At 42.4% G+C, this 16,810-nt stretch carries 18 protein-coding genes; 2 read left to right on the top strand and 16 right to left on the bottom strand.

The window, feature by feature from the left end; translation table 11 throughout:
* Position 1: 1 nt before the first annotated feature.
* The 5 genes from N693_RS0107925 to rpsF all read right to left on the bottom strand — a co-directional run bounded on the left by N693_RS0107925 (position 2) and on the right by rpsF (position 4,254).
* The gene (locus N693_RS0107925; RefSeq protein WP_025784261.1) at positions 2-1,972 is read right to left on the bottom strand and encodes a DHH family phosphoesterase; all 1,971 of its coding nucleotides are present in this window, start codon (positions 1,970-1,972) and stop codon (positions 2-4) included.
* A gap of 12 nt (positions 1,973-1,984) precedes the next feature.
* Positions 1,985-2,959, bottom strand: a complete 975-nt coding sequence (locus N693_RS0107930) for a YybS family protein (protein ID WP_025784262.1) — start codon at positions 2,957-2,959, stop codon at positions 1,985-1,987.
* Between the two features lie 161 nt (positions 2,960-3,120).
* A complete protein-coding gene (gene rpsR / locus N693_RS0107935; protein ID WP_025784263.1) occupies positions 3,121-3,357 on the bottom strand; it encodes a 30S ribosomal protein S18 in 237 nt (78 codons plus the stop codon).
* A gap of 42 nt (positions 3,358-3,399) precedes the next feature.
* Positions 3,400-3,921 (bottom strand): single-stranded DNA-binding protein, encoded by a 522-nt coding sequence (gene ssb / locus N693_RS0107940; RefSeq protein ID WP_025784264.1) that lies wholly within the window; start codon positions 3,919-3,921, stop codon positions 3,400-3,402.
* 45 nt (positions 3,922-3,966) lie between these two features.
* Positions 3,967-4,254 (bottom strand): 30S ribosomal protein S6, encoded by a 288-nt coding sequence (rpsF, locus tag N693_RS0107945; RefSeq protein WP_025784265.1) that lies wholly within the window; start codon positions 4,252-4,254, stop codon positions 3,967-3,969.
* Between the two features lie 179 nt (positions 4,255-4,433).
* On the opposite strand from rpsF, the gene N693_RS0107950 reads away from it, so the two are divergent.
* A complete protein-coding gene (locus tag N693_RS0107950; RefSeq protein ID WP_025784266.1) occupies positions 4,434-5,006 on the top strand; it encodes a DUF3267 domain-containing protein in 573 nt (190 codons plus the stop codon).
* 113 nt (positions 5,007-5,119) lie between these two features.
* Here N693_RS0107950 and ychF read toward each other — a convergent pair whose 3' ends face one another.
* Both ychF and N693_RS0107960 read right to left on the bottom strand, forming a co-directional pair.
* Complete coding sequence (gene ychF / locus N693_RS0107955; protein WP_025784267.1) at positions 5,120-6,220, bottom strand: redox-regulated ATPase YchF; 1,101 nt, start codon at positions 6,218-6,220, stop codon at positions 5,120-5,122.
* Between the two features lie 92 nt (positions 6,221-6,312).
* Positions 6,313-6,516, bottom strand: a complete 204-nt coding sequence (locus N693_RS0107960; RefSeq protein ID WP_025784268.1) for a DUF951 domain-containing protein — start codon at positions 6,514-6,516, stop codon at positions 6,313-6,315.
* 131 nt (positions 6,517-6,647) lie between these two features.
* Between N693_RS0107960 and yyaC the strand changes: the two genes are divergently transcribed.
* Positions 6,648-7,289 (top strand): spore protease YyaC, encoded by a 642-nt coding sequence (yyaC, locus tag N693_RS0107965; protein ID WP_025784269.1) that lies wholly within the window; start codon positions 6,648-6,650, stop codon positions 7,287-7,289.
* Here the strand turns inward: yyaC and N693_RS0107970 are convergent.
* The 9 genes from N693_RS0107970 to yidC form a co-directional block, all read right to left on the bottom strand.
* The gene (locus N693_RS0107970; protein ID WP_025784270.1) at positions 7,200-7,904 is read right to left on the bottom strand and encodes a DUF554 domain-containing protein; all 705 of its coding nucleotides are present in this window, start codon (positions 7,902-7,904) and stop codon (positions 7,200-7,202) included. The genes yyaC and N693_RS0107970 overlap by 90 nt on opposite strands.
* A 63-nt stretch (positions 7,905-7,967) precedes the next feature.
* Positions 7,968-8,810, bottom strand: a complete 843-nt coding sequence (locus tag N693_RS0107975) for a ParB/RepB/Spo0J family partition protein (protein WP_025784271.1) — start codon at positions 8,808-8,810, stop codon at positions 7,968-7,970.
* Positions 8,803-9,564 carry a ParA family protein gene (locus tag N693_RS0107980; protein WP_025784272.1) on the bottom strand — a complete coding sequence of 254 codons (762 nt, stop codon included), beginning with the start codon at positions 9,562-9,564 and terminating at the stop codon, positions 8,803-8,805. Before N693_RS0107980 ends, N693_RS0107975 begins: the two co-directional genes overlap by 8 nt.
* Positions 9,565-9,627: 63 nt before the next feature.
* Positions 9,628-10,488 carry a nucleoid occlusion protein gene (gene noc / locus N693_RS0107985; RefSeq protein WP_025784273.1) on the bottom strand — a complete coding sequence of 287 codons (861 nt, stop codon included), beginning with the start codon at positions 10,486-10,488 and terminating at the stop codon, positions 9,628-9,630.
* A 216-nt stretch (positions 10,489-10,704) separates the two neighbouring features.
* Positions 10,705-11,421, bottom strand: a complete 717-nt coding sequence (rsmG, locus tag N693_RS0107990; protein ID WP_025784274.1) for a 16S rRNA (guanine(527)-N(7))-methyltransferase RsmG — start codon at positions 11,419-11,421, stop codon at positions 10,705-10,707.
* 55 nt (positions 11,422-11,476) lie between these two features.
* Positions 11,477-13,366, bottom strand: a complete 1,890-nt coding sequence (gene mnmG / locus N693_RS0107995) for a tRNA uridine-5-carboxymethylaminomethyl(34) synthesis enzyme MnmG (RefSeq protein ID WP_025784275.1) — start codon at positions 13,364-13,366, stop codon at positions 11,477-11,479.
* Positions 13,367-13,422: 56 nt separating this feature from the next.
* Entirely contained in the window at positions 13,423-14,808 is a 1,386-nt protein-coding gene (mnmE, locus tag N693_RS0108000; RefSeq protein ID WP_025784276.1) for a tRNA uridine-5-carboxymethylaminomethyl(34) synthesis GTPase MnmE, read from the bottom strand.
* 382 nt (positions 14,809-15,190) lie between these two features.
* Positions 15,191-16,000: an RNA-binding cell elongation regulator Jag/EloR gene (gene jag, locus N693_RS0108005; protein WP_025784277.1), complete on the bottom strand. Its 810-nt coding sequence runs from the start codon at positions 15,998-16,000 to the stop codon at positions 15,191-15,193.
* Positions 15,997-16,779: a membrane protein insertase YidC gene (gene yidC, locus N693_RS0108010; RefSeq protein WP_025784278.1), complete on the bottom strand. Its 783-nt coding sequence runs from the start codon at positions 16,777-16,779 to the stop codon at positions 15,997-15,999. Before yidC ends, jag begins: the two co-directional genes overlap by 4 nt.
* Positions 16,780-16,810 lie beyond the last annotated feature (31 nt).

The following is a 16,810-nucleotide window of genomic DNA, read 5'->3' on the forward strand; positions in this document are numbered from 1 at the left end:
TTCAATCTCCCCTTTCCTGATCATCCATAATTACTTGTTTTAATTGTTCTTCAGCCTCTTCCACAGTCTCTAAAGTAAGCTGCGTTGCGGCGTTCGTCAAATGCCCACCGCCGCCAAGCTGTTCCATCACTCGTTGGACATTCAGTTCACCGAGTGAACGGGCGCTTATACCAATTTTACCATCTGACCGTGGTGCGATGACAAAGGATGCAGATACTCCTTGCATCGTTAGAAGGATGTCAGCGGTTTGTGCAATCAGTACGGAATTGTATGGCTCACCATTTTCACCTTTCGCAATGGCAACACCACCATCCATGATTTCAACCGTTTCAATTAGCCTCGAACGCTCTACATACGTTTCAATATTCTCTTTCAACAACCGTTGTACGAGAACTGTATCTGCACCGTTTGTTCGTAAGTATGAGGCTGCTTCAAACGTACGGGAACCTGTCCGTAATGTAAAGCTCTTCGTATCGACCACGATACCCGCAAGCATCGCAGTCGACTCAAGCATCGTCAATTTCTCGTTTTTCGGCTGATACTCAATAAGCTCTGTCACCAGTTCAGCGGTCGATGACGCGTATGGCTCCATGTAAACAAGCATTGTATTTTGTACAAACTCTTCCCCTCGACGATGGTGATCGATGACAACTAGTTTTTCTGCCTTATCAATCACTCGTTCATCGATGACCATGCTCGGTTTATGTGTATCCACTATGACCACAAGTGATTTGTCCGTCATTTTAGCTAAAACCTCATCGGGATGAATGAAATGGTCATACAGATCAGGGTCTTGTTCAATCTCGTCAATTAGTCGATTAACACTTGCATCCAATTCATCGAAATTCACGACGACATATCCTGGAACATTATTCATCCGTGCCATCTTACGCACACCAATCGCTGCACCAATCGCATCCATATCGGGCATCTTGTGACCCATCACAAAAATTTGGTCACTCCCCTGGATTAAGTCACGTAATGCATGAGAGATGACTCGCGCTCGCACTCTCGTCCGCTTCTCGACTGGATTTGTTTTCCCACCGAAGAACTTCAACTTTCCGTCTGAACGTTTAATGGCAACTTGATCGCCCCCACGTCCGAGCACAAGGTCCAAACTGGATTGAGCCAGCTCACCTAATTCAATCAAGGACGGAGAGCCTGCGCCTACCCCGATACTTAAGGTAAGACCATTACTTTGTTTCGCAGTTTTTTCTCGAACATCATCTAAAATTGCAAACTTACTCTTTTCTAACTCATTTAGCATCGATTCATTGAACACCGCGAGGAAGCGATCCGAAGCTACGCGCTTCACAAAGATTCCATTGTCCGCACCCCAGCTATTAATAAGCGAGGTCACAAGAGAGTTCAGCTGACTTCGTGTTTGGTCATCCATCGTCTGTGCGAGTTCGTCATAATTGTCGACAAGTAATATACCGATCACTGTTCGATCTGCATAATACAGGGATTCAATCCTCTGCCTTTTCGTCACATCAAACAAGTAAATCAGGCGATCCTCTGGCTTGTAAGCCAGTCTGAAGGAACGTTCTCCCACCGTCAACGTCAAATCATCAGGTACATCGTCTTTTAAGAAAGAACGAAATTGTTCAGCTAGCTCAAAAAGCTCTTCACCAATTAAGGAATCCTCTTCAAAGATTTGTGCAGCATAAGGGTTGGCCCATTCAATGATTTGCTTATCATTGAGTAGAATAATTCCTATTGGCAGTTCAAGAAGCGCTTCTTCCCCTACCTTTTTCATCCGATACGACATTGTCTCAATATGTTTTTCAGTATCCATATACGTTTGTTCTTCAATCTTCCATGAAGAGCCAATCAGTGCAAAGAAAATCACTGTATAGATCAGCCCGATCCAAAAGTTAAACATGAACAAAAATACTGCCGCTAGGACGCCGAGGAGTGAGACGGCAGCAAGTGGATAACGAATCGCTCTCCTTCTAAAAAAAGATGTCATTGTCTCATCCTCCTAGTTCACCTTGTCTTTTCCTATCCAAGCCCGAATGTCAATGGCCGTGTCCAGTGTCCCAAGCAGTATCGTCATTGGATTCAACATCACCGCAAATACAGTCGCAAGCACAGTGATGAAACCCGGTAGCTTCCGTTCATGTAAAAAGTAGTAAATCAATGAGAGTCCTTGTAATAAGAAGACAAATCTCAAAATAATCATCGCATTAATGTAAATCAGATAGCCTGTTGAAGTTGTATCATTTCCAATGAGAAACGATGACAAGATAACAAGCGCATAAATGACGATTGTCATGAATGGCAATTTCATATCTCTAAATTGAGTGAACTTCGGAACTTTTGTCCCTATCCGTTCAGCAGTATAAAAACTTGCAATAACAAAAAGGTACCCAGTAAGAAGGGAGCCTAAAATCACCAAGGCAGGGATAGTTAAGCGATAAAATAAAAACGTGTCTGCAATTGTTTTTTCATAGTCTTGAGGAAGGAATTTGAGATCAGACGAATATTCTATCATCTCTTGTTGTGACTTTTTTAAGATCTCCATGATTACTTCCATCGCGTTGAATTGGAAGAACAACACTGCGCCTACGTAGGTTGCCACCAATGAAATGAGAATAGTCAAGCCTACCGTCATCACTGTGTAAAACTTCGATTTCCCAGCCTGTATGGTTTCTCCCATCACAAATCCGAGGAAAACGAACACAAATGCAATTGGAATCGTAAATAGTCCTCCGAATAATGAAGACACTAAAATAGCAACGACAGCAACAAGTAGACTGGCGTTTCGATCATAGCGAAGTCGGTAAAGTAAGATTGGGAGCGGTATAAAGAACAGCAATACACTACCAAGTAGCGGTATAAAGAGGCTCCCCGTTAATAGGACTGTAAACAGTACAATCATCATCGCTCCATATGTCAGTTTTCGTGCATTGTCTTGCATAATTTGGATTCCTCCGGTTCGTAGTACATCATCCATGTGAAAAGCTCTATGAGATTCATACAGATGTCCTCCTCTGATTGTATCACGATTAGAGTGTAGACACCAAAACCACACAGCTGTTCTCTGGATTTTTGCTGGGAATAAAAAAACCACCCCTCACCCTGGGGAATCCCAGGCTGACAAGGTGGCTTGTGTAATTATCTTTCTTCTGCTACGAATGGTAGAAGTGACATAATACGTGCGCGTTTGATAGCGGAAGTCAGCTTACGCTGATACTTCGCGCTTGTACCTGTAACGCGACGTGGCAAGATTTTTCCACGCTCAGAAATGAATTTCTTGAGCAAGTCTGCATCTTTGTAGTCAATGTGTGTAATGTTGTTAGACGTGAAATAACATACCTTACGACGTCTTTTTCCTCCACGACGTGGTGCCATAATCGTTTCTCCTCCTTTTTATCCGTATAAGTGAAATCCGGATCAGAACGGCAAATCATCGTCCGATACTTCAATCGGACCGCCACCTGATTGGAACGGATCCTCATCAGTACGTGTATAGTTTTGCTGGTTAGGCTGATAAGATGGCTGATTCTGTTGCTGATTCTGATTATACGGACGGTCTGACTGTTGGTTTCCGTACGCAGGTGCGCCACCTTGTGAGTTAGGTCGGTCAGAGTTAGCATTACGTGGTTCCAAGAATTGAACGCTATCTGCCACAACTTCCGTCATGAAGACACGCTTGCCATCTTGTCCTTCGAAATTACTCGTCTGAATACGCCCGTCTACACCAGCTAGACTACCTTTGCGTAAGAAATTCGCAGTGTTCTCCGCCTGTTTTCTCCAAGCTACACAGTTAATGAAGTCCGCTTCACGATCGCCTGACTGGTTTGAGAACGGTCTGTTCACAGCCAGTGTAAAGCGAGTGACCGCGATTCCACTTTGTGTATATTTGAGTTCAGGATCTTTTGTCAATCGGCCGACCAATACGACACGGTTAATCATCAGAATTCAGCCTCCCTCATCGTTTTTTACGTTGTTTTTTATGGATTATGCGTCAAGACGAACAGCCATATGACGAAGGATTCCTTCGTTGATGTTCGCAAGACGTGTAAATTCGTTGATTGCTTCTGTACCTGCGTTAAGAGTTACCAATTGGTAGAAACCTTCACGCAAATCGTCGATTTCGTATGCAAGACGGCGCTTGCCCCACTCTTTCGACTCGATGATCTCCGCACCGTTCGAAGTCAAGACTCCGTCGAAACGTTCGATCAATGCTTTTTTCGCGTCGTCATCTAGACTTGGGCGAATGATGTACATAATTTCATACTTTCTCATCTGTAGTCACCTCCTTATGGACTTGGGCCCTGCTGCATGCAGCGGGCAAGGAGTAAGTAAATTTGTTTACTCACATCAATACATACTATCATAGGTTCCATCGTAATTCAAGTGTTTCTCCTGTATAATAAAGAAAAAGTGAGCTAGTAAAGTGATCAATTGAAGAAAGAGGTGATCCAATGCTTGTGTCTAGTGAACCTGCACACATTGTGGACTTGGACCTAAAAAGAGTAGCAAAAACAGGACTGTGGGTTACCTTATGGACAACAGTTGGATTATTTGCACTCGATATCCTATTTCAACTCCTAATCCAATCTGAGCTTACGGTTTCGTTCTCTTTTTGGAAAATCCTTTTTGTAGTCATTGGATATATCGTACTGATTGTAGTGCATGAGTTGTTTCATTTACTAGGATTTCGTATCTTTGCGGGCATTCCCTGGAGGAAGATGATTGTTGGAGTAAATTTAAAGCTAGGCATCGCTTATGCTACGACAGATGAATGGATGACCAATGCTGCCATTCGCAAGGCATTGCTCCTGCCCTTCTGGACAACAGGGATTATTCCAGCAGCTGTCGGCTTGTACCTTTCTGACGGTGTATGGCTATTGCTCGGCGGCCTACTCATAGGGGGAGCTGCCGGTGATTTTGCGATGTACAAAGAACTTAAACAATTTCCAGATGAATGGCTCGTAAAAGATGATCCAGAACGTCCACGTCTCTATTTGTATGAATCTGTTCGATCTGTAGATTAACGCGTTCAGTCCTTCTTTTTAAACAGGGTATAAAGATAGCTAATCATTTTAATATAAAAAGCCAGACATGGAGGATTTCGCGTCCTCGCATGCCTGGCTTTTTTCAATCCTACTTACACATTAAAACGGAATAGCATAACATCGCCATCTTTAACGATGTATTCTTTTCCTTCAAGACGTACTTTGCCCGCTTCTTTTGCAGCCGCCATAGAACCTGCTGCCATAAGATCGTCATATGCAACCGTTTCAGCACGGATGAACCCACGCTCAAAGTCCGTATGGATGACTCCGGCACATTGAGGTGCTTTCATGCCTTTACGGAATGTCCATGCACGAACTTCCTGCACGCCTGCCGTAAAGTACGTTGCCAATCCAAGCAACTGATAAGCAGCACGGATCAACTGATCAAGACCAGACTCTTCGATGCCAAGCTCGTCTAGGAACATTTGCTTCTCATCGTCATCCAGCTCCGCCATCTCTTCTTCGATCTTCGCACAGACAACGATGACCTCTGCATTGTCTTTTTGCGCGAAGTCACGAACGGCTTGTACATACTCGTTGTTTGCAGCATCTGCAATTTCATCTTCCGAAACGTTTGCTACATAGAGCATCGGTTTAATCGTCAACAAATGCATGCCTTTTACAACTGCTGTTTCTTCTGGCGTGAGTTCTACAGAACGAGCAGACTCCCCTGCTTCAAACGCATCTTTCAATTTCAGCAACACCGGTTCTTCGATCATTGCTTCTTTGTCTTTCTGCTTTGCCATTTTGGTAACACGTTGAAGACGCTTATCCACGCTTTCCATATCTGCGAGTATCAATTCAAGATTAATTACTTCGATATCAGACAAAGGATCCACTTTACCACTTACGTGTGTAATATTGTCATCTGCGAAACAACGAACAACCTGACAGATTGCATCCGTTTCTCTGATGTGAGACAAAAACTTGTTTCCAAGTCCTTCCCCTTTGCTCGCTCCTTCTACAATCCCAGCAATATCTGTAAACTCAAAAGCAGTAGGTACTGTCTTTTTAGGTGTGACAAGTTCCGTTAGCTTTTGAAGACGCTCATCGGGTACTTCTACGATTCCAACGTTTGGATCGATTGTACAGAACGGATAGTTTGCAGCTTCCGCACCAGCTTTTGTAATTGCGTTAAACAACGTGGACTTTCCTACGTTCGGAAGTCCTACGATACCAGCTGTCAATGCCATAACTTTCCCAACCTTTCATCTATACCAATTTATTATGTTCGATTATTCAATGCAGCTCTTCCATTATAAGGAGAGAACGTCTTTCTGTCCATTCAGTTTTCCGTTTGTCCTTGCTGGATAACACGCTTCATTTTTTTAGTGAATTCGTTACGTGGAATCATAATACTATGACCACATCCTAAGCATTTAATGCGGATGTCTGCACCCATTCGAATGACTTTCCAAGAATTTGTTCCACATGGATGTTGTTTTTTCATCTCCACAACATCATTGATACCAAATTGCTTCGCTTCCAATCTATTCACTCCAATCATCCACTCTTATAATTTCGCTTGAGATTAGTTATTTACGTATAATCCAGCTTTGTTTTGAGTATACTGCAGGACACCACACATTCCTACTACTATTCCTAGACAGGAGCCTGATTATGCAAAAACTTGAACAAGCTGAATTGAACTCACGTATTCACTACAAAGAAACTGGAGCCGTTTGGAAATTGAGCACATTATTCCTAGAGAATATCCCTTTTACAACACGTGAAATCCTATTCCTATGTATTGGAACAGATCGTTCAACTGGTGATGCACTTGGTCCGCTCATTGGCTCGCTACTCACAGAAACTCGATCCTTTCCCTATCGTGTCCTCGGTACACTAGAAGAACCGCTTCATGCTCTTAACATTGAACAAACAATAACTGAGCTTGCTTTTACTCATCCAGATGCATACCTCGTCGCAATTGACGCTTGCCTGGGTAAAAGTGATTCTGTAGGACATCTCCTTATACAAGACGGTCCATTGCAGCCAGGAAAAGCTGTCGGCAAAGAGCTCCCTTCCGTTGGTGACATTGCTATAAAAGGGGTCGTCAATATCGGTGGCTTTATGGAGCATTCCGTCCTTCAAAGCACACGGCTTCATCTATCTTATGAAATGGGACGAACCATCTCAAGAGCACTGCAACTTGCTCATGGTCGACTACAGTCAAAACGCGTATATGATACTTACAATCAAAGCCACTACCGGAATAGCGGGAATGAAATTAGCTACTCGGATCTTAGTCAAGCCGATTAAGTTGAGTCCAATTGCCAAAATCATAAGGCCCCCGGTTGCCGTCATCTCAGATATAAAAAGCTCAAGTAGTTCGTCCGGAACAAAACGACTAATTTGTGTGGAAAATAATGTGATGAGTCCTTGATAAAGCAATACGGGTACTGCTGAAAAAACGACTCCGATCCCAAGTGTTGAACTGAGAATGATTGCTGTGAACCCGTCAATTATCCCTTTCATCACCAACACATCGTGATCATTTCGCAACCCGCTGTCAATGGCTCCTATTATCGACATAGACCCAATGACAAAAATCATTGTTGCTGTGATGAACCCTTGGGAAATGCCTTGTCCACTTTTTGGGGCAGGCATTTTTGATTCCAGCCATTTCCCTGCCTGTTCCATCATTTTATCGACGTTTATCCATTCCCCAATTACAGAACCAATCACAATACTAATAATTACAATGAGCAATTGCGTGCTTTCGAATGTCATTTGGATCCCGATTGCCATGACGGCAAGTGCAATTCCATACATAACTGTTTGTTTCATACGATCAGGAATATTTTTAAAAACTCTACCAATCAAAGCACCTACGATAATTAGTGCTACGTTCACTAGCGTACCGTAAAACACCACGTTAACCACTTCCCGACCATTAAAAAATAGTACCTATTCCGCTAGTGCGAAATAGGTACACGTTCAATCATTCAGCAAATCTAATATACGTTCAAAATCTTCTTCAGAGAAAAACTCAATTTCAATTTTTCCTTTGTTTTTTGTTTTCTTAATAGATACGTTTGTTCCAAAGTGTTCACGTAACGATGTTTCCTGCTCTACGAGAAACAAATCTTTCTTTTCTTTCTTCTTATTTGTTTCACGTGAAACATGTTCATTCAGTTTTTGAACTAACGCTTCCAGTTGACGAACATTTAAGCCCTCTTTCATCGTCTTTTCAGCGATAATATTAATCTGCTCTTTCTTACGCAAACCGAGTAGTGTACGACCATGTCCCATCGATAACTTCCCTTCCGTAATATCTTTACGGACCTTTTCAGGAAGTGCGAGTAATCTAATATGATTTGCGATATGCGGACGGCTTTTTCCTAACCGAAACGCAAGTTGTTCTTGGGTAAGCTCTAAACTATCCATTAAGTTCTGGTACGCTTCAGCTTCTTCAATAGGTGATAAATCTTCACGTTGAAGATTCTCCAAAATTGCAAGTTCCATTGACTCAGTATCTGTTAGTTGGCGAACGACTGCTGGAATTTCTCTAAGTCCCGCTAACTTTGCAGCACGGAACCGGCGCTCACCTACAACGATTTCATGTGCGGATCCGACTTTACGTAAAATAATGGGTTGCAAGACACCGTGTTCTTTAATGGAAGCACTGAGTTCTTGAATTGCAGCCTCATCAAAACGTTTTCTCGGTTGATATGGATTTACTGTAATACTTTTAAGATTGATTTGCTCCACTGATTCTGCTTTTACAAGCGACTCTCCCGGAAACAATGCATTAATCCCCTTACCAAGACCTTTACCCATTGTGAACCACTTCCTTTGCCAGCTCTAAGTAAACTTCCGCTCCACGTGACCGCGCATCATATAATATGATTGGCTCACCATGACTCGGTGCCTCACTCAACCTTACATTCCGTGGAATAATCGTTTTATATACTTTGTCTTGGAAGTATTTCTTTACTTCGTCAATCACTTGTATTCCTAAATTGGTACGCGCATCAAACATTGTGAGTAACACACCATCAATAACAAGATTTTCGTTCAAATGCTTTTGTACAAGACGAATCGTGCTAAGCAATTGACTTAATCCTTCCAGTGCGTAATATTCACATTGCACTGGGATGACAATAGAATCTGATGCAGTCAGAGCGTTAATCGTTAATAATCCTAGTGATGGCGGACAGTCAATGACGATGTAATCGTAATCTGCTTTCACTTCTTGAATGGCATGTTTCATGCGAACTTCCCTTGAAATCGTTGACACTAATTCAATTTCAGCTCCTGCCAAAGAAATTGTTGCGGGAATACAATCCAATTGAGGTACTTTCGTCGGCAAAATCACGTCTTTCATTGGAACATCATCTATAAGGATGTCATAAATACAATTTTGGACGTCGCCTTTGTTAATGCCTACCCCACTAGTTGCATTCCCCTGTGGATCTGTATCAATTAACAATACTTTTTTTCCAATATGTGCAAGACAGGCGCTGAGGTTTACCGAGGTAGTTGTCTTGCCAACGCCGCCTTTTTGATTGGCTATTGCGATAATTCTTCCCAAACGAGCACCTGCTTTCTTCCATACATGCTGTTCGATCCCTGCATATTTGTTCTATCTATCAGTTTACCAAAAAAGTGTTGTAAATGGTATGAATAACAGAGCAAAAACTCTTGCTACCTGAAAGCAAGAGTCAATTCCACTCTTAGTCACCATCGTTAACGACTGGCGAATCGTATTGACTGCAATGCGGACGTCTTTACTCACTGACTTCCTCCGTGGAGCTTTCTTTTTTTCTTTAGGCTCAGGAGGTGTTAACACTTCTTTAATTCTTGCTTCTAATTGTTTTACGTTGAGACCATTTTCTATTGCTTCCTGAAATACTTGTTTCTGAAGTTCAGGATCTTTCAACGCAATCAGTGCTCGAGCATGACGCTCTGATAACTCTTTTGTTAAAATTGCTTGTTTAATTTCTTCAGGTAATTTTAGCAATCTCATTTTATTTGCAATAGTTGACTGCCCTTTACCTAAACGTTGTGCCAAAGCTTCTTGAGTCAGCGCATGTAGCTCTAATAACTTTTCATAAGCATATGCTTCTTCAATCGCTGTAAGTTCTTCCCGTTGTAAGTTTTCAATTAAAGCAATAGAAGCCGTTTCTTTATCGTCCAAGTTACGTACAATAGCAGGAACTTCTTCCCACCCGAGCTTTTTCATTGCCCGGTAACGACGCTCCCCTGCGATGATTTCATATGCGTCTTCATCAGTCTGTCGTATGACGATTGGCTGGATGATCCCGTGTGTATGAATCGTACGAGCCAGCTCCTCGATTTTCTCTTCAGAGAAGATGGTGCGCGGTTGAAAACGATTCGGCTTAATACGATCAATTTGAATTTGTTCTACGGATTCATTCACCATAGGTTCCGCCTCTTCTATCGGGGGGAGTTCTTTTTCTCCATTCCCAAAAAAACGTGAGAACGTATTTTTCATTCCAGACACCACCTTTTTAAGACTATCCTCTGTTGTGAACACGAACAGTCGCTGCAGAGAGGATGATTTCCATCCATCATTCGTTCAACTTAATCCTTATTGAAACGTTTTGACGGCAGTCCACTTCCTTTGAATTGGACTGAAAACCTATGTAAGAAAGAGAGCAGCACATTCACTCTCCTTCTATATGGCCTACAATGTTCCACGTGAAACAGTTCAACAGATTGGCGTCTTATTTGGCATGCCTGGTTTTCGTGGATACTTTTTAGGCGTTTTTTTAACTTTTGAGAAAACAAATACAGTCCGTTCACTCTCTTCAAGTGGAAGAGAGAATGTATGCTTATCTTCTAACACAACGCCGAGAGTTTCAAGTGCTTTTTTTGCATCAACCATTTCGTCAGCTGCTGCAGCGCCTTTCATCGCAATGAAACGTCCATCAACTTTAAGTGCTGGGACGCATAATTCTGCGAGGACACTTAGTCGTGCTACTGCTCGTGCAGTTACAATGTCAAATTGTTCTCGATACTCTTGGTTTTGTCCGAAATCCTCGGCACGCGCATGGACGAATCGAACATTTTTTAACTCTAGTTTTTCTGAAAGTTCATTAAGGAAATTAATACGTTTGTTTAATGAATCTACGATTGTTACGTGCAGATTTGGGAAGCAAATTTTCAACGGAATGCTTGGGAAACCTGCACCTGCTCCTACATCACAAAGTGTAAGCTCTTTCGTCAAATCCGCGAAAAATGCTGCTGAAATTGAATCGTAAAAGTGTTTAAGATAAACAGAAGGAGCATCAGTAATTGCCGTCAAGTTCATCTTTTCGTTCCATTCTACGAGCAGTTTAAAATACAGATTAAACTGAGAGATTTGCTGATCACTAAGGGATATCCCCTTCTCCTGCAAAGCTTCAATAAATTGTTCTTCGTTCACTGAAATCCACCTTTCAAAAAAGCTAATACGGACTTCATATCCGTATTAGCTGGGGTTAGCCGGATATTTTAGCGATTTTACCTTGTTCAATGTAAACAAGAAGGATGGAAATGTCTGCTGGATTCACTCCTGAAATTCGGGAAGCTTGTGCAATTGATAATGGACGTACATCACTTAAATTCGCTCTTGCTTCTTTTGCAAGACCTGAAATTGCATGATAATCAATGCCTTCTGGAATCTTTTTGTTCTCCATCTTCTTCATACGATTCACTTGTTGCATCGCTTTTTCAATGTATCCTTCGTACTTAATAGAAATTTCGACTTGCTCCGCTACGTCTGGTGTACACGCCGTTTCCGGAGGGACGACCTTACTAATTTCGTCGTATTTCATCTCTGGACGCTTCAACAAATCTGCGGCTTTCATTGGCTCGCGAAGTGCTGTTCCACCTGCCGCTTCAATAATTGTCTGAACAGCTTCTTCGGGCTTCACAGATACTTTACGTAACCGCTCAATTTCTTCTTCAATTTGTTGTTTTTTCACTACAAACTTCGCATAGCGCTCATCAGAAATCATACCAAGTGTATGGCCAATTTCAGTGAGACGTAAGTCCGCGTTGTCATGACGCAACAATAGGCGGTATTCTGCACGGGAAGTGAGTAGACGATAAGGTTCGCTTGTTCCTTTAGTTACAAGGTCATCGATCAGGACGCCAATGTAAGCATCCGCTCGTCCAAGAACCACTTCTTCTTTTCCGAGAACACGACTCGCTGCATTAATACCTGCCATGATCCCCTGTGCAGCGGCTTCTTCATAACCAGATGTTCCGTTTAGTTGACCTGCAGTATACAAATTCTTAATTTTTTTCGTCTCCAGTGTTGGCCATAGCTGTGTCGGAACAATTGCATCATACTCGATTGCATATCCCGCACGTAGCATTTGTGCCTTCTCTAACCCAGGAACACTTTCAATCATTTTACGTTGTACGTGTTCAGGTAAGCTTGTAGACAATCCTTGAACGTACATTTCACGTGTATTTCGACCTTCTGGCTCAAGGAAAATTTGATGCCTAGATTTATCTGCAAAGCGGACAATTTTGTCCTCAATTGATGGACAGTAGCTTGGTCCTTTACCTTTTATGACACCTGAATACATAGGGGACAAATGAAGATTTTCGTTAATAAGTTGATGCGTTAACGGTGATGTATATGTTAACCAGCATGGTAGCTGATCTGTTATGAATTCAGTCGTTTCGAAACTGAATGCACGCGGTGTCTCATCGCCAGGTTGAATTTCGGTCTTGCTATAATCCACTGTATTACTATTCACACGTGGAGGTGTTCCAGTCTTGAATCGAACTGTGTCAAAGCCAAGTTCACGGAGGCTATCCGCTAATTTGATAGAAGGCATTTGGTTGTTTGGGCCGCTAGAGTATTTCAAGTCCCCGATGATGACTTCGCCCCGTAAGAACGTCCCTGTTGTAACTATGACTGTTTTCGCACGATAGATGGCTCCAATTTGTGTGAGCACACCTTTCACTTCTCCGTCTTCCACAATCAGTTCTTCAACGACACCCTGATGAAGAGATAAATGCTCTTCGTCTTCAAGCATGCGTTTCATTTCTTGTTGATAAAGGACTTTGTCTGCTTGCGCTCGAAGTGCACGAACTGCAGGTCCTTTTCCTGTATTCAACATCCGCATTTGGATGTGTGTTTTGTCGATTACTTTACCCATCGCTCCGCCTAGTGCATCAATCTCTCGGACGACAATCCCTTTTGCAGGACCCCCGAGTGATGGATTACAAGGCATAAAGGCAATCATATCCAGGTTCATGGTTAGTACGAGTGTGCTCGCTCCCATTTTTGCTGATGCATATGCTGCTTCTACGCCTGCATGGCCGGCGCCGATTACGATAACATCGAACGTGCCTGCTTCAAATTGTGGCATGCTCGTTCATCCTTCCTGTATGTGAATCACGTGGCAATCGCCAAGCGTTCAATTGTTTATTTCCCGAGGCAAAACTGAGAGAATAGCTGGTTAATGAGACTATCTTGAACGGTATCTCCAACAATTTCACCGAGCAGTTCCCACGTCCGTGTAATATCGATTTGAATCATATCGATAGGAACGCGCGCTTCTGCTGCTTGAATAGCATCTTCAATAGATGTTTTCGCTTGGTGCAACAGTGCGATATGCCGCTCGTTTGAAACATACGTCGGATCTTCTGCTTCGATTCCACCGCCAAAAAATAGGCTCGCAATCGTTTCTTCCAGCTCATCTACTCCTTCATCTTGAAGGATAGATGTAGTTATGACGTGCTTTTGACCTGCCAGTTGTTTGACGGTCTCTATATCGATTTGCTGAGGTAGGTCCGTCTTGTTAACGACAATAATCGCATCCATTGGACGAATCGTTTCAAGTAACCGTTCGTCTTCAGGAGACAATGCTTCAGAACCATTCAACAGCAATATTACGAGGTCTGCTTCTTTTAGTACTTGTCGTGAGCGTTCTACACCAATTCGCTCCACCAAATCTTCCGTTTCACGAATCCCCGCTGTATCGACCAATTTTAACGGTACGCCTTTAACATTCACGTACTCCTCAATAATATCACGAGTTGTCCCCGCTATGTCAGTTACAATTGCTTTATTTTCCTGGACAAGGCTGTTAAGCAAGGAAGATTTCCCTACATTCGGACGTCCAATAATAACTGTCGAAAGCCCTTCACGAAGAATTCTACCTTGAGAAGAAGTTGAGAGAAGCTTAATAATTTCACTTCGCACCCACTCGCCCTTCTCAATCATGAGCGGAATCGTCATTTCTTCTACGTCATCATACTCTGGATAATCAATATTCACTTCGACTTGTGCAAGCGTCTCAAGAAGTGCCTGACGTAACTCGCCAATCAGACGGGACAATTTCCCGTCCATCTGATTCAATGCAACATTCATAGCCCGATCGGTTTTCGCTCGTATTAAATCCATCACAGCTTCTGACTGAGACAGGTCAATCCGCCCATTTAAAAAGGCACGCTTCGTAAACTCACCTGGTTCAGCTAAACGTGCACCATATTGGAGTACCAGTCGGAGTACTCGATTCACGGACACCAAACCACCGTGACAATTCAATTCGATCACGTCTTCACGAGTGAACGTTTTCGGCGCTTTCATGAGAGACACCATAATTTCTTCCACGGTTTCGTCAGTCGATGGATCCACCAAATGACCGTAATGAATCGTGTGGGATGATGAATCTACTAAACGCTTCCCAGACGGTGAACGGAACAATCTATCCGCAATTTCAACAGCTTCATCTCCGCTGATTCGGACTATCGCAATTGCTCCTTCTCCCATCGGCGTCGAAATTGCCGCTATTGTATCAAATTGCACGCTGACTCACCTTCCTATTTTTCGTTATCCACATGTGTACAACCATTTTTCGGGCGTAACTATCTAACTGTAAATTTTATCATAAATCGGTCTGTTGTCCTAGCATGTGGTACGAAAAAATGTGGATAACTTGAAATTTTTGTGGCTGTCTCCTCTTTAATGTCGATATAACCGCTTTACCGCAAAGTAAAATTGCATATAAATGTCGTTTTCTCTACTTGAAATAGTTCGTGGAAACTGGAAATTTTGCATGTCAATTCAAGTTATGATGAGTAGGTTGGAAACAATTCAATGTAATGCAGATAGGAACTTATAGATTTCACAACCCTTTTAACCTTTTTCAGCTAAAAAAGACATAAAAAAAAGGGCTTTTCAGCCCTTTTTACACAATCGGTTCTATTACTAAATAACGACGCGGATCTTTACCTTCTGAGTACGTTTCAATGTCAAGTCGATCTGCTAATGCATGATGCAAGACTTTCCGCTCGTTCGAGGGCATCGGCTCCAGCTGAACCTTTCGTCCGCTACGAATGGCTTTATCGGCCATTCGCTCTGCAAGTTGCATAAGTGCCTGTTCACGGCGAACTCGGTAATCTCCAACATCAACTCGGACTACTTTGTAAGTCCCAGTTCCTTTGTTTGCGACTAATTGTGCCAATTGCTGTAACGCATTGAGTGTACTTCCTCTTTTACCTATCAAAAATGCTGCTTTTTCACTTTCTAATTGAAAGTGAATGACTTTTCCATCTGTTTTATGGCTAAGTTGAAGATCTTCCACACCCATATCGTTTGCAATCTGAGAGAGATATGCACTAGTTTCTGCGATAATTTCATCGTCCGTCAAGATGGGTTCCGACAATGCTATTGAGTCGGTTTTTGCTTCAGAATCTAACTTTTCGGTTCGTTCTTTAACTATTTCTATAGTAGAAACTTGAACGGAAGGCGGTTCTTGCACAAGTTCTTCCACACCCTCTTCTTCCTTTAAAGCGGAGGTTGGTGAAGTATTTTGAACCGGTTCTTCAGGAAGACGTTTAACTACTACTTCGGCAGGTACTGCACCAAATCCTAGAAAACCTTTCCTTCCTTGGGTGATCACTTGGACATCGACTTGGTTCCGCAAAGTATTCAATTTCTCTAACGCAGAGGCGATTGCGTCTTCAACGGTTTTGCCGGTCTGTCTGATCTCACTCATTTCCGTTTAGTTCCCCCTTTCCTCTTGGGTTGCTCAACCACAACTTCTTTTTTCTTGAATGGTTTGTAGATGAAGAAGTTTTGAATAATCGAGAATGTATTTCCGACAACCCAATATAACGCGAGTGCTGCTGGTAAAAATGAACCAAAAATCATAATGAAAAACGGCATGATGTACATCATGATCTTCATCTGAGGATTATCCATCGCTGGACCCGTGCGCAATACGATGAATTGCATAATTCCGGCAAAAACAGCTAACGCAATACTTGGTGCTGCTAGATCAAACACAAGGAATTTACCTAGTGGAATTTCTGGTGTTGCATTCATACGGCTAATTGCATGATAGAAACCAATCAATATCGGCATTTGAACAAGTACAGGGAGACAACCTGCTACTGGATTGACTTTGTTTTCCGACATGACAGCTTGCATTTCTTCACGGTACTTCTGTTGAGTAACCGCATCTTTTGACTTGTACTTCTCTTTTAATGCCTTCAGTTTCGGTTGGATTGCTTGCATTTGTTTTGAACTTTGAGTTTGCTTCAATGTTAGTGGCAGTAAGATGAGACGAATGATAATCGTTACTGCGATAATTCCGAGCCCATATGTGCCAAGTAATTCTTTAAACGTTTCGATTAAAGAAACGAGTGGCCAAACAATATATTTGCTCCAAAACCCTTCACTGGTAGCAGATATCGGCTCCTTAAAATCTGAACAGCCCGCCAAAAAAACGGACATTGCCGTTAGCATGAACAGCAACCCTGCTTTTTTCTTCAATATAGTTCCCCCAAATCTCATTCTTTTCTAG

Source organism: Sporosarcina sp. D27 (genome assembly GCF_000586555.1).
Taxonomy (GTDB): domain Bacteria; phylum Bacillota; class Bacilli; order Bacillales_A; family Planococcaceae; genus Sporosarcina.

Bases quoted from the DNA above. Each gene is read 5' to 3' on its own strand.
- N693_RS0107925 (WP_025784261.1), bottom strand. From the start codon at position 1,972: ATGACATCTTTTTTTAGAAGGAGAGCGATTCGTTATCCACTTGCTGCC.
- N693_RS0107930 (WP_025784262.1), bottom strand. From the start codon at position 2,959: ATGGATGATGTACTACGAACCGGAGGAATCCAAATTATGCAAGACAAT.
- rpsR (WP_025784263.1), bottom strand. From the start codon at position 3,357: ATGGCACCACGTCGTGGAGGAAAAAGACGTCGTAAGGTATGTTATTTC.
- ssb (WP_025784264.1), bottom strand. From the start codon at position 3,921: ATGATTAACCGTGTCGTATTGGTCGGCCGATTGACAAAAGATCCTGAA.
- rpsF (WP_025784265.1), bottom strand. From the start codon at position 4,254: ATGAGAAAGTATGAAATTATGTACATCATTCGCCCAAGTCTAGATGAC.
- N693_RS0107950 (WP_025784266.1), top strand. From the start codon at position 4,434: ATGCTTGTGTCTAGTGAACCTGCACACATTGTGGACTTGGACCTAAAA.
- ychF (WP_025784267.1), bottom strand. From the start codon at position 6,220: ATGGCATTGACAGCTGGTATCGTAGGACTTCCGAACGTAGGAAAGTCC.
- yyaC (WP_025784269.1), top strand. From the start codon at position 6,648: ATGCAAAAACTTGAACAAGCTGAATTGAACTCACGTATTCACTACAAA.
- N693_RS0107975 (WP_025784271.1), bottom strand. From the start codon at position 8,810: ATGGGTAAAGGTCTTGGTAAGGGGATTAATGCATTGTTTCCGGGAGAG.
- noc (WP_025784273.1), bottom strand. From the start codon at position 10,488: ATGAAAAATACGTTCTCACGTTTTTTTGGGAATGGAGAAAAAGAACTC.
- mnmG (WP_025784275.1), bottom strand. From the start codon at position 13,366: ATGCCACAATTTGAAGCAGGCACGTTCGATGTTATCGTAATCGGCGCC.
- jag (WP_025784277.1), bottom strand. From the start codon at position 16,000: ATGAGTGAGATCAGACAGACCGGCAAAACCGTTGAAGACGCAATCGCC.